This is a genomic window from Bacillus sp. FSL L8-0528, from assembly GCF_038593085.1.
Classification (GTDB): Bacteria; Bacillota; Bacilli; order Bacillales; family Bacillaceae; genus Bacillus; species Bacillus paralicheniformis.
The window spans coordinates 1276944-1288979 of sequence record NZ_CP151961.1; the positions used below are offsets into that span (position 1 = coordinate 1276944).

Genomic DNA, 12036 nt, shown 5'->3' on the forward strand with positions numbered 1-12036 from the left:
CTATTTTGGTATCACGACAGTAAACAATGCTCCGCCAAGGTCGCTTTTATCCGCTTTGATTTGTCCATTTAACGCATTGACGGCTTCTTTGACTAAAAAGAGGCCGAGACCGCGGTGATTCGCCGCTTTTGTCGAATAAAACTTTTGAAAGATCCGCTCCTGTTCCCCTTCGGGAATACCGTCTCCCGAGTCTTCGACTTCAATTAAGATGTGATCTCCCCCGTCTGACAAAAAGACAAGGATGCTGCGGTCTTTTTTGTGGGAAACGGCATCAAAGGCATTCTCAATCAAATTTCCCAAAATCGTAATGAATTTGCCTTTATCCATTTCGTTCGGCAAAGCGTCCAATTTTGAGCTTTCATCGATTTCCAGGTTGATGTGCAGCTCTTTTGCACGGTTGACCTTTCCCAGCAGCAACCCGGAAAGAAGCGGATCAGGAATCGAATGGATGAGAAATCGCAGCATTTCCTGATGGCTTTTGTTCTCTTTTTGGATTAATTCGAGCGCTTCAGAATAGCTTTCCAGCTGGATCAGTCCCGCGATTGTGTTCAGCTTGTTTGAATATTCGTGGGTCTGGGCTCTCAGACCTTCCGCATATTGCGAAGTTTGCGCCAGCTTTTTGGAGAGTTCGTCAATGTCCGTCTTTCTCCTGAAGCTTGCGACGGCCCCGCGGATTTTTTCGTTTTCGAAAATCGGCACTCTGTTGACGATTAATTCTTCGTTACCGATCGTTAATTCCTGATCTTTTTGCGCCGTTTTCGTTTTCAGCACTTCGGGGAGCAGCGTATCCGGAAGAAGCTCGGAAATCGGTTTGCCGAGCCACTGATCTTCGCTTTCGACGCGAAGGAGCTCACACGCTTTTCTATTCAAGAGCGTGATTTCTTCATGTTTGTTGATGGCGATCAAGGCCTCATGCACAGATTCTGTAATTGCCTGTTTTTCAGTATATAATTGATTAATTTCATAAGGTTCAAGACCGAAAATGGACTTTTTGACATTGCGGGAAATATAGACGGCTCCCAAAACCCCCATCAGCACGACAAATCCCAATAAAAATATGAATTTTGTCTGATATTGAGAGACGATATCCTGAATATTTTCTTTTAAAAAACCGACTGAGATGATTCCGACGATTTTGCCGTTTTCATTAAGGATCGGGGCTTTGCCCCTGATGGCCGGGCCAAGCGTGCCGACGGCTTCCGAAATGTATGCTTCTCCTTTTTCAAGAGCGCGCTGATTGTCTCCGCCGACCATCGGTTTGCCGATTTTTCCTGGGTCCGGATGAGCATAGCGGATCGCATCCGCCGAGCCGATCACGATGTATTGCGCACCGGACTGCTTTCTCGCGTTTTCTGCAATTGTCTGAAGGATTCGGGACGGATCGTCCGTTTCAAAGGCTTCCTGGACGGAAGGCATCTGGGCGAGCGTTTTCGCCATATCGAGCGCTCTGGCTTGAATTTGTATTTTTAACGAATTTTCTAAAATGATTAAATAGAGGCCGCTCATAACAGAAAGCAAGATCAATAGCAGGGTGAGAATCAGCAATGTGAGCTTGGTGGTCAGCTTCCGTTTGATGTCAAAAACTCCTTTTCTAAAAATTTCGAGTTCTATAATACTACTTTATATAAAATCGGCCTGAATTTGAAGCGTTTTCAAAAAAAGGAAAGCTTCTGCGCATGTTGAATACTTGATCAAACAGGAAGGAGAGAGACAAAATGTTCAGTGCAATGATCGATCAAGAAGAGATCATCTGTCTTGCCGACGGATACAAAACCGAAGATCTCAAGCGATTGAGAAATCGACATTTATTTTACTGTCCGGTTTGCCGGTGTGAACTCGACCTGAAAGTCGGTCCCGTCAAGCTCCCGCACTTCGCTCATAAGCCGGGTGCAGCATGTCCGGTGCCCCATGAACCGGAGAGCTCCTATCACCTGAAAGGAAAACGGCTGTTGTACGAATGGCTCGGCAGACAAGGACTCAGTCCGGTGCTTGAACCGTATTTGCAAGAGATCAGACAAAGGCCCGATTTGCTTCTGAAACTCGGAACCCGCCAGGTTGCGGTTGAATTTCAATGTGCGAATCTCGATGCTGCAGCGTACCGAAAAAGAACGGAAGGCTTTCTCAAACTGGGAATCGAGCCGTTGTGGATTCTGGGCGGTAACCGGGTAAGACGCTTGACGGGGAGTTTTTTTCAGCTTTCAAGGTTTCACTGGCAGTTCGCTCAGAAAAGGGAAAAGCCTCCTAAGCTCCTGTTTTTTTGCCCCGAACAAAAGGCTTTCATCATCCTCGAACACTTGATTCCCTTTCAAACAAACAAAACATCCGCATCCTTGCGTTTTCTCCCACTTGCTGAAGCAAGCTGGCATGATGTAACCGCGCGGGAAAACTGTTCGCCTCTCCAGCTTAAAGATTGGAAAAGAAATGTCCTCAGTTTTCGGATGTCAGCCGTGCGTTTTTTATCAAAAGAAGCGAAGCAGATTGCCGCGCTCTTTTATGAAAAGTACCGGCTCCCGCTCCCGTTTTTCCCCTCAGAAGTCTTTCTCCCGGTGTCGTCAGGCTATATTTTTGCCCATCCGGTTTATGTGTGGCAAGGGTACCTTTTCTTATTTATAACGAAGCATGATACGTTTCGCCTGCAGTCTGTGGTTCATTATATGGACTGGCTCGTCAAGGGCAAAAGGCTGAAGCTGAGATGGAGCGGGCAGCAAACGGCTGCTGATGCCGTTTGCGAATACATTTGTTTTTTGCATAAAAAAGGATTTTTGGAGAGGAAAGAGGAATTTTATTATTCCGCGGGTTCTGTTGTTCCGGAGCCGCGGCTGGAGGCGCTCTTAAAAAGAGATGAACATTATTTTTCCGAATGATTATCAAGCCTTTCGTTCAACCTAAAGAAAGGAAGGTGGTGTCCGGGCTGTTTCAGATCAAAAGATATGTATTTTATTTTTTAACGGCGGGATTTTGCGTCTTTTTTTTCGCATATGATTTGACAAAAGACGGTGAAAAAACAGAAGATAAACACAATACAAGTTTATTGGACAACAATGGACTTGGAGTAAAGAAAGCGAGGGGATTGACAGTGGCTGAAGAAAAAAAATCGAAGAAACTGCCTTCAAGAGAAGAGGTGAAGCAAGAAGACACGTGGAGACTTGAGGATATCTTCCCGTCAGATGACGCTTGGAACGAGGAATTTCAAGCCGTTAAAGAACTGCTGCCCAAGCTTTCCGAATTCAAGGGCAGGCTCGGCCATTCCGCCGATGAATTATATGAAGCGCTGACTTATCAGGATAAGGTGATGGAGCGTCTCGGGAAGCTGTATACGTACGCTCACATGCGCTATGATCAGGATACTGGAAATTCTTTTTACCAAGGTCTCAATGATAAAGCGGCCAACCTCTATACCCAGGCTGCGAGCGCGACGGCCTACATGGTGCCGGAAATACTATCGATTCAGGAAGAAAAGCTTCAGCAGTTCCTGCTGGAAAAAGAGGAGTTAAAGCTTTACTCGCATGCTCTCGAAGAAATCAATAAAGAGCGTCCTCACGTCCTGAGCGAGGAGGAGGAAGGGATTTTGGCCGAAGCGTCTGATGTTCTTTCAGCTTCTTCCAATACGTTCGGCATGCTGAATAACGCCGATATGGAATTTCCGGAGATCACCGATGAAAATGGAGAAAAGGTGCAGCTCACACACGGCAATTATGTCACCTTTTTGGAAAGCGAGAACCGTGATGTCCGCCGCGCGGCATTCAAGGCGGTTTACGAAACATACGGCCGCTTTAAAAACACGCTCGCTTCCACGCTCAGCGGAGCTGTGAAAAAAGACAACTTTTATGCGAAGGTTAAACATTATAAATCGGCGCGGGAAGCTGCCTTGTCGCGCAACAGCATTCCTGAAGAAGTCTACGACAATCTTGTCAGCACGATCAACAAGCATCTCCCGCTTCTTCACCGCTATGTTGAGATTAGAAAAAAAGTGCTTGAGCTTGATGAAGTGCACATGTATGACCTGTATACCCCTCTGGTCAAGGATTCTGGAATGAAAGTCACTTACGAGCAGGCAAAGGACTATATGCTGAAGGGTCTGGCGCCTTTGGGGGAAGAATATTCATCCATCCTGAAAGAAGGATTGAACAACCGCTGGGTCGATGTGTATGAAAACAAAGGAAAACGAAGCGGCGCCTATTCTTCAGGAACTTACGGAACCAATCCGTATATTTTGATGAACTGGCAGGACAACGTCAACAATCTGTTTACGCTCGTCCATGAATTCGGCCATTCCGTGCACAGCTACTATACGAGAAAATATCAGCCTTACCCGTACGGTAACTACAGCATTTTCGTAGCCGAAGTTGCTTCTACGACGAATGAAGCGCTGTTGGGAGAATACCTGCTGAATACAATCGAAGATGAAAAACAGCGGCTCTATATTTTGAATCATATGCTCGAAGGCTTTAAAGGAACGGTTTTCAGACAGACGATGTTTGCCGAATTTGAACATGAGATCCATGTCAAAGCCCAGGAAGGGGAACCGCTGACACCTGAGCTGTTAACGAGCATATACTATGATTTGAATAAGAAATATTTCGGAGACAATATTGAGATTGATAAGGAAATCGGTCTTGAGTGGTCAAGAATTCCGCATTTCTATTACAATTATTATGTATATCAGTATGCGACAGGCTTCAGTGCAGCTCAGGCGCTCAGCCAGCAGATTTTAAAAGAAGGCAAATCGGCTGTTGACCGCTATATTGAGTTCTTGAAAGCTGGAAGCTCGGATTATCCGATTGAAGTGCTGAAAAAAGCCGGCGTCGATATGACGTCTTCAGAGCCGATCGAAGCTGCGTGCAAAAAGTTTGAAGAGCAGCTGAATGAAATGGAAGAACTCCTGCAAAAAGTCAATCATTCATAAAAGGCGTATGCATGAAAGAGGCTGCCGGTCTACCGGCAGCCTTGTTCGCGATGATGTCAAAAACCTTTAAACGTTTTGCGGTGGTTGAGGCGGCTGATCGTAAAAAGGATTGATATAAATAATAGGGGAGACGTAATATAAAGGGGTAGCATATTCATCAAACCTAAAATATTCAAGACGAAAAAAAATAAAATTGATGCAAGTCCCAAAATGATCTGAAGCATAAAAACCCTCCTAAGGACTGATAAAATATTAAGGGGGCGACGAAGCGCAATAAGACCGGCAAAACCGGGCGCCAGTCCGCATAATTCGGGGTTTGGCAGCGTGCGTCGGGCTCGTTTTCTTTGTTACTTTGATCATATGATGGACATCTATTATTTATGTTTTTGTGACAAAAATGTGAAAACTAATGAAATCAGTTGTCAAAACTCGACATGATTTGATATTATAAAGATGTGAAATTGATCACAAACAAACATTTACCCCTTTGTTTGACCGTGAAAAATTTCTCCCATCCCCTTTGTTGTCGTTAAGACATAATAGAAACCGCGCTTATCCCGGCGCGGTTTCTTACTGCTTTAAAGAGGAACGTGTGTTCGTTTTTTGTGCGATAAAAAACACGGGAGAAACCCGTGCTATTTTTCGCATTGATAGAGCGGACCGGCATCGTGATGTTCATTTATATAGCGCCAGAACATGCCGTGTTTCGCTTCCACTCTTTCGACTTTGCGGGCGAACGCGAGCTTTTTCATTTCCCGTTCCACCTGTTCAAGCGTCCAGTCGTAAACGACGGCAATCTCTTTGTCGGCTACAAATTGAAAGTATTCGATAAAAAGTTCGAGCGGAGGTGTTTGTGAAGGCTTCGGCTCATCGCCAAGCATTTCAAACAATACTTCTTCGTAAATTTCATATGAATAATTTCCGGTTACCTTTAAGCCTTCTCCTTCGCGGAGGCTGTTGAAAAACGTAAGAGTCGGAACAGATGCCACTTCCATTTCGGCAGCGATTTTTAAATCGCATTGCAGGGCTTTCACGGCGCTCTGCGAATGAAGATCCCTTTTGAATTCCTCCAAATCGAGCTGCGTGTGCTCTGCAATCGCTAAAAGCACCTGTTCTTCAGTGATATCCTGCTGATTGAGAAACAAGCTTTCCTGCATGCATCTCAAAAACTGCAGCCCTGCTTTTCTGCCTTGCAGTTCCGCTGCTTTCAAAGCGAGCGAGGCAAGGTAAGGTGCAGAGAGTGCTTTGTCGTGCAGGAGCGTTCCGTCGCAAGACATGCCCGACCTGCATGCGATCTTTTCCCATGCCTCTGCGAGCCGGCGCTTTTTGCGTTTCTGAACGTTCAGCGCTGTAATGCTGCATGCGGCGATGATCCTTAGTGTGAAAAAGCGGCCGTAGCGGATTTTCAACTTTTTGATCGCCGGCTCCAATGCCCAGCATTCGGGAGATAAAGGGTCGACAAACATATAAATTTCCATCGGTTTTTGCGGATGTCCGTGGCAATGGGAGAAAAATTGGTCACGCTGATTGAGTGTCAATGTGAACCATCCTCCATTTTCGGCTGATTTACCATATGTCTGGCTGTCAATGTCAGCCTTTCAAAAAGAAATTCCCTGATTTCGCCCTTTAAACCGACATGATCCATTGCCTCTTTCATACACGAAAGCCATGCGTCCGCCCGTTCCGGTGTGATCGGAAACGGCAGGTGCCGCGCCCTCAGCATCGGGTGTCCGTGTTCTTCTGTATAAAGCGGCGGACCGCCTAAATATTGCGTTAAAAATTGCTTCTGCTTTCTTGCCGTTTCCGTTAAGTCGTCCGGAAAAATCGGGTAGAGCAGCGGATGCCGCTTTACACGTTCATAAAAAGTATCAACAAGTTGCGATAGAAGCTCTTCTCCAATCGCTTCATAAGGTGCGTTAAACGATTGTCCCATGTTGACTACTCCTTTTAATATGGCTAATAGGAAAATATACCGATTCCTATTGCAAAAAAATATTTATCTTGTGCATCATTTATTATTTCACGATTGTATATACTTATTTTAGCAACCTCGTTCCATTTCTACAAACAAACCGACTTCTGCCTGCGGGCGAAAATCGCTGTTTTGTTTCAAATATCATATCATATTCGCTTCTTAAATGTGTATTTTTAATACCGGGAGGATGAAAGAGGAGGTAAATGCAGGAAAAAAAGCCGGAAAGCGTCCTTTCCGGCTTAAGCGTAGTAATTTGAGGTGATTTTTTTTACATAATTTTGCGTTTCTTTAAAAGGGGGAATGCCTCCGTACTTTTGGACATTTCCCGGTCCGGCATTGTATGCCGCTAATGCGAGCTTCACATTTCCGCTGTATTTATCGAGCATCTGCTTTAAGTATTTTGTTCCGCCTTCTATATTTTGAACGGGGTCAAAAGCGTTATTCACGCCGAGCGCCTTCGCCGTGGACGGCATGAGCTGCATCAGGCCCATGGCGCCGGCCGGGCTGACCGCTTTCTCTTGATAGCGTGATTCCTGCTTGACGACGGCATGAATCAGTTTCTCATCGACCCCGTATTTTTCTGCGGCGTTTTTGATGATCTGGTCAATGTTCTGATTTTGGCCGCCGAAAGAGACGGGTTTCGCTGCGGCAGATGGGACGGCCGCAATTGCCTCAGGCTTTTCAGCTGCCAGCGGGGCCTGAAGCTGAGACGCTGTCGACACAGTCGGAGCAACCGCGGGCTGTGAAGACTCCAAGCCGCCGACATTGCTTAAATATTGGTTTAAAATCGAGCTGAAATCAAAACCCGCATCTTCGGAACCGCTGTCTGAAGCCGGATAAAACGACCGTATCGCCTGAAGTTCCAAGAGAGCGGCCAAATGGTTGATGTTCATTGTTTTCCCACCTTATTGATCTTTAAGTTTTTGCTCATAAAATCGGACGATTTTGTTTTTGGTTTCACGCTCAGGGATGCCGAACGATTTCAGCAGTTCAGAGAAATCCCGTTTTCCGCGTTCATAATCCGTCACTTCGAATTCGATTTCAAAGTCTTCTACCATTAAGTATCGGCTGTGATCCAAAACAATTAAGCCCTGCGGCAATTTTTTTTCTGCACGGCTTGTCGCAAGCGTTCCGAAAAGGATGAGCTCGTCCGCTTCAATGCCGAGACGCTTCAGACGATCGTATACCGGCCCATGCGGAATCATGAACGTTTCGATTTCAGGCTTCCGGGTCAGCTCCTGGTGGGTTTCCATCAGTCCGACAGGCGCCGGTTCTTTTAATGTCAGGACAAATCGCTGCTGCTTTTCGCGAATTCTTAGGGCAGCTCCTTTTTCTTTTAAAGAGAAGGAAGGCGTATCGTAATAATGGTTTTTTTGTATAACAAATTGCTCGGAGGAAAATTGATAATATGATTTGATTTTCTCAAATTCTTTTTTTGTCAGCATATTTTTAAATTCGATTTCAAGTTCCTGGCTCATTCTTTAATTTTTTCATCCTCTCAGCTCGTAAAATTGCATTTTCCTTATTATCTCTTGAGAAGGAACGTTTATCAATATTGAAGCTGATATGATAAAATGAATCTGTACTTTTATTGTAAAGGAGAGCATTATGCAGAACAGAATTGAGATTACAGAAGCCAATCTGCGAAACGACCGGCTGGTGTTGACCAGCGAAATCAATGACGGAGCGGAGCGGAAGCCGGCCGGACGCATGCTGACAGACTCCGATCATTTTGCATTTGTATACATACTTGAACAGGACGAATCCTTTGAATACGTCATTTTAAACGAAGGCATCTGGTCCGATCTTAAAGCGGCCCTTGACGCCGGTCTTCCTGTGTTTTTACATATCGGAAACACGGAGCTGGAGCTTAACGGGTTCCATGATGAGCTCGGATATTTAATAGAGAATATTAAAGATAATGCAAATTATGGCGAAGAAATGGAAGAGAGAGTGAAACGGATATTCCTCTAGAAAAAAAGGCGATGAAATTGGGGGAAGGTTTATGGATGAAAAACAATGGGAGCAGTTTTTAGCGCCGTACCGGCAGGCTGTTGAAGAGCTGAAGGTGAAGCTGAAAGGGATCCGGACCCTTTACGAATACGAGGAAGAGCATTCGCCGATTGAATTCGTGACGGGGCGGGTGAAGCCTGTGCCGAGTATTCTTGAGAAGGCCAAGCGAAAAAACATTCCTCTGCACAACATTGAAAGCATGCAAGATATAGCCGGGCTCAGAATCATGTGCCAATTTTTTGAGGATATTCGCATTGTCGTCGATATGCTTTTGGCGAGAAAGGACTTCACGGTGGTGGATAAGCGCGACTATATCGCGGAACATAAAGAGAGCGGCTACCGCTCCTACCATCTCGTCGTGCTGTATCCTTTGCAGACAATCAACGGGGAAAAACAGATTTTGGTTGAAATTCAAATCCGGACGCTGGCGATGAATTTTTGGGCGACGATTGAGCATTCTTTAAATTATAAATACAGCGGCAACATTCCGGAAAAAGTAAAATTAAGGCTTCAGAGAGCTTCGGAAGCAGCATCAAGGCTCGATATGGAAATGTCTGAGATCAGGGGCGAGATTCAGGAGGCTCAGGCGGCGTTTTCACGCAAGAAAAAGGATGAGGATGACGGTTAGGGGAGTGAGATGGAATGATGAAGTTTGCGGTATCGTCCAAAGGAAATGCGGTTTCTGATTCATTGAAAAGCAAAATTCAGACGTATCTGCTCGACTTCGGTCTCGAATGCGATGAAGAAGAGCCGGATATCGTCATTTCCGTCGGCGGTGACGGAACGCTCTTATACGCATTTCACAAATACAGCGGCCGCCTCGACAAAACGGCTTTTGTCGGGGTTCATACCGGGCATCTCGGCTTTTATGCCGACTGGGTCCCGAGTGAGATTGAAAAGCTCGTGATCGCGATTGCGAAAACGCCGTATCAAATTGTTGAATATCCGGTTTTGGAAGTCATCGTCCGCTATAATGACGGCAGCGATGAAGCGAGATATTTGGCGCTGAACGAATGTACGATCAAGAGCATTGAAGGAACGCTTGTGACGGATGTCGAGATTAAAGGGGAACTTTTTGAAACGTTCCGCGGCGACGGCCTTTGTCTGTCGACTCCTTCCGGAAGTACGGCATATAACAAGGCGCTTGGCGGTGCGATTATTCATCCGTCCATCAGGGCGATCCAGCTGGCTGAAATGGCGTCGATCAACAACCGGGTGTTTCGGACGGTCGGATCGCCGCTCATTCTGCCTGAGCATCACACTTGTTTAATTAAACCGATAAATGATGTGACGTTTCAAGTCGCGATTGACCACTTGACATTGCTGCATAAAGACGTCAAGTCGATTCAATGCCGCGTCGCAAACGAAAATATCAGGTTTGCCCGCTTTCGGCCGTTTCCGTTTTGGAAAAGGGTCCAGGATTCCTTTATCGGAAAAGGAGAATAGGAAGGTTTGCTGTGAGCGATTTTTTGATGAAACAGATCATAACAGAAGAGGACAGCGGGGTTCTTTTGAAAGAATACGTCCAGCGGCTGGGCATTTCAAAAAGGATGCTGACGGACATCAAATTCGGAGGCGGCGATCTTTTGGTAAACGGCGGGCATGTAACGGTCAGATACGTTCTTCAAAAAGGGGACGAGCTCGTCATTCAGTTTCCTCCGGAAAAAATGAGCGAATCTTTGCAACCGGAAGAAGTGCCGCTTCATATTTTGTTCGAAGATGACCATGTCCTCGTCTTAAATAAACAGCCATGCATTTCGTCGATTCCCTCGCGTGAGCATCCATCAGGCAGTCTGGCGAACGGTCTGATTCATTATTACCAGCGGACGGGCGTACACGCGACCGTTCACCTGGTGAGCAGGCTTGACCGCGATACATCGGGTGTCATGCTTGTTGCCAAGCACCGCTTCGCCCACTCGCTTTTATCGGGGCTGCAAAAAAAGGGAGCCGTCAAACGGCAATATCGAGCGGTCGTCCACGGTTTGATCGCGGAAGAGCAGGGAACGATCGATGCGCCGATCGGGAGAAAATCATCGAGCATCATCGAGCGGGCGGTAATCCCGGACGGGCAAAAAGCAGTGACGCATTTTTGGGTGAACAGGCGTTTCAGCGGCATGACGGATGTCTCTATCCGTCTGGAAACCGGGCGAACCCATCAGATCCGCGTCCATATGAGTCATATCGGATATCCCTTGTGCGGTGATACGCTGTACGGGGGAACCCGCGGCTTCATCAATCGGCAGGCGCTCCACAGTGAGAGGCTGACATTTTTTCATCCGTTCACAATGGAAGAGCTGACGTTCCAAGCGCCGGTGCCGAATGATATGAGACAGTTGATAGAGAGCTGAATAGGCTCTCTATTTTTATGGCTCCATGCGGAATCTAGACTCATCATAAGGCAAAGAGGAGGGAACAGATTCGGTTGTCAGTTCCGGGAATCTGAAAGCGGTCAGCCTGTTGCCGAATACACAACCGGTATCGATATTAATTGTATGATGAATCATCCTCGGGTTTTTGACGGGAGTATGGCCGTATACAACCCACGGCTCGCCTCTGTAATGAGCGGCCCAGTCCCGTCTCACTGGCCGTCCGTCTGGCAGCGTTTCCCCTGTAATATCTCCGTAGAGCACAAACTGTTTTACTTTTCCGACAGGCTTTTTGCCGATGTCTTCCGCTTTGATGCCGGCATGTGCAACGACAAGTTCGCCGTTATGCAGGATCTCGTAAAGCGGAGCCTTTTCGTAAAGGCGCATGAAAAGGTCTCTGATATCCTTCTGTTTTTGTTTCGGAAGGTTTCTGTATTCGGCCGCCGTCGTTTCCAGTCCGTGCTGCAGCTTCACCGGATTTCCCTTGAAAAAACGGTACAGCTTGTTGCAATGATTGCCGGGCACATATCGCACAGCTCCATCTTCAACGGCCCGTCCTACAAATTCAACGACCTCCAGCGATTTTGGCCCTCTGTCTGTTAAATCCCCGAGAAAGACAAGTGTTCTGTTTTCCGGATGAACGGGAAACCCCGATGACAGCGAGTAACCGAGCTTTTCAATCAGCGCAATCATTTCGTCATAGCACCCGTGAATATCACCGATTACATCGTATTTCATGCGTTTTCTGCCTCCTGTCTGCGTATGTATATACATTG

General features: G+C 46.4%; 13 protein-coding genes. 6 read left to right on the forward strand and 7 right to left on the reverse strand.

Annotation, left to right across the window (positions count from 1 at the left end):
* Complete coding sequence (locus MHI30_RS06395; RefSeq protein ID WP_154495634.1) at positions 1-1545, reverse strand: sensor histidine kinase; 1545 nt, start codon at positions 1543-1545, stop codon at positions 1-3.
* A 170-nt stretch (positions 1546-1715) separates the two neighbouring features.
* On the opposite strand from MHI30_RS06395, the gene MHI30_RS06400 reads away from it, so the two are divergent.
* Positions 1716-2864: a competence protein CoiA family protein gene (locus MHI30_RS06400; protein ID WP_075753402.1), complete on the forward strand. Its 1149-nt coding sequence runs from the start codon at positions 1716-1718 to the stop codon at positions 2862-2864.
* Between the two features lie 212 nt (positions 2865-3076).
* A complete protein-coding gene (pepF, locus tag MHI30_RS06405) occupies positions 3077-4906 on the forward strand; it encodes an oligoendopeptidase F (protein WP_305954531.1) in 1830 nt (609 codons plus the stop codon).
* A 56-nt stretch (positions 4907-4962) separates the two neighbouring features.
* Here the strand turns inward: pepF and MHI30_RS06410 are convergent, their stop codons facing one another.
* From MHI30_RS06410 to MHI30_RS06430, 5 genes are all read right to left on the reverse strand, one after another.
* A complete protein-coding gene (locus MHI30_RS06410) occupies positions 4963-5130 on the reverse strand; it encodes a hypothetical protein (RefSeq protein ID WP_009328823.1) in 168 nt (55 codons plus the stop codon).
* Positions 5131-5541: 411 nt separating this feature from the next.
* Positions 5542-6444 (reverse strand): protease adaptor protein SpxH, encoded by a 903-nt coding sequence (gene spxH / locus MHI30_RS06415; protein WP_009328822.1) that lies wholly within the window; start codon positions 6442-6444, stop codon positions 5542-5544.
* On the reverse strand, positions 6441-6839 hold the full coding sequence (locus tag MHI30_RS06420) for a thiol management oxidoreductase (RefSeq protein ID WP_003180652.1): 399 nt from the start codon (positions 6837-6839) through the stop codon (positions 6441-6443). Before MHI30_RS06420 ends, spxH begins: the two co-directional genes overlap by 4 nt.
* Before the next feature lie 281 nt (positions 6840-7120).
* Complete coding sequence (locus MHI30_RS06425) at positions 7121-7774, reverse strand: lytic transglycosylase domain-containing protein (RefSeq protein WP_009328821.1); 654 nt, start codon at positions 7772-7774, stop codon at positions 7121-7123.
* Between the two features lie 12 nt (positions 7775-7786).
* Positions 7787-8359 (reverse strand): CYTH domain-containing protein, encoded by a 573-nt coding sequence (locus tag MHI30_RS06430; RefSeq protein ID WP_009328820.1) that lies wholly within the window; start codon positions 8357-8359, stop codon positions 7787-7789.
* Between the two features lie 130 nt (positions 8360-8489).
* On the opposite strand from MHI30_RS06430, the gene MHI30_RS06435 reads away from it, so the two are divergent.
* The 4 genes from MHI30_RS06435 to MHI30_RS06450 are packed head-to-tail and all read left to right on the forward strand — an operon-like array spanning position 8490 to position 11242.
* Entirely contained in the window at positions 8490-8855 is a 366-nt protein-coding gene (locus MHI30_RS06435) for a hypothetical protein (protein WP_009328819.1), read from the forward strand.
* Positions 8856-8886: 31 nt separating this feature from the next.
* Positions 8887-9522 (forward strand): GTP pyrophosphokinase family protein, encoded by a 636-nt coding sequence (locus tag MHI30_RS06440; RefSeq protein WP_009328818.1) that lies wholly within the window; start codon positions 8887-8889, stop codon positions 9520-9522.
* A gap of 17 nt (positions 9523-9539) precedes the next feature.
* The gene (locus tag MHI30_RS06445) at positions 9540-10340 is read left to right on the forward strand and encodes an NAD kinase (RefSeq protein ID WP_025805638.1); all 801 of its coding nucleotides are present in this window, start codon (positions 9540-9542) and stop codon (positions 10338-10340) included.
* An 11-nt stretch (positions 10341-10351) separates the two neighbouring features.
* A complete protein-coding gene (locus tag MHI30_RS06450; RefSeq protein WP_003180665.1) occupies positions 10352-11242 on the forward strand; it encodes an RluA family pseudouridine synthase in 891 nt (296 codons plus the stop codon).
* Positions 11243-11257: 15 nt separating this feature from the next.
* On the opposite strand, the gene prpE is transcribed toward MHI30_RS06450, so the two are convergent.
* Positions 11258-11998, reverse strand: a complete 741-nt coding sequence (prpE, locus tag MHI30_RS06455) for a bis(5'-nucleosyl)-tetraphosphatase PrpE (RefSeq protein ID WP_075753398.1) — start codon at positions 11996-11998, stop codon at positions 11258-11260.
* Positions 11999-12036: the final 38 nt, after the last annotated feature.

What these genes read in the sequence shown, in the direction of transcription:
- MHI30_RS06400 (WP_075753402.1), top strand. Translation starts at nt 1,716, where the DNA reads ATGTTCAGTGCAATGATCGATCAAGAAGAGATCATCTGTCTTGCCGAC.
- MHI30_RS06410 (WP_009328823.1), bottom strand. Translation starts at nt 5,130, where the DNA reads ATGCTTCAGATCATTTTGGGACTTGCATCAATTTTATTTTTTTTCGTC.
- MHI30_RS06420 (WP_003180652.1), bottom strand. Translation starts at nt 6,839, where the DNA reads ATGGGACAATCGTTTAACGCACCTTATGAAGCGATTGGAGAAGAGCTT.
- MHI30_RS06425 (WP_009328821.1), bottom strand. Translation starts at nt 7,774, where the DNA reads ATGAACATCAACCATTTGGCCGCTCTCTTGGAACTTCAGGCGATACGG.
- MHI30_RS06430 (WP_009328820.1), bottom strand. Translation starts at nt 8,359, where the DNA reads ATGAGCCAGGAACTTGAAATCGAATTTAAAAATATGCTGACAAAAAAA.
- MHI30_RS06435 (WP_009328819.1), top strand. Translation starts at nt 8,490, where the DNA reads ATGCAGAACAGAATTGAGATTACAGAAGCCAATCTGCGAAACGACCGG.
- MHI30_RS06440 (WP_009328818.1), top strand. Translation starts at nt 8,887, where the DNA reads ATGGATGAAAAACAATGGGAGCAGTTTTTAGCGCCGTACCGGCAGGCT.
- MHI30_RS06445 (WP_025805638.1), top strand. Translation starts at nt 9,540, where the DNA reads ATGAAGTTTGCGGTATCGTCCAAAGGAAATGCGGTTTCTGATTCATTG.
- prpE (WP_075753398.1), bottom strand. Translation starts at nt 11,998, where the DNA reads ATGAAATACGATGTAATCGGTGATATTCACGGGTGCTATGACGAAATG.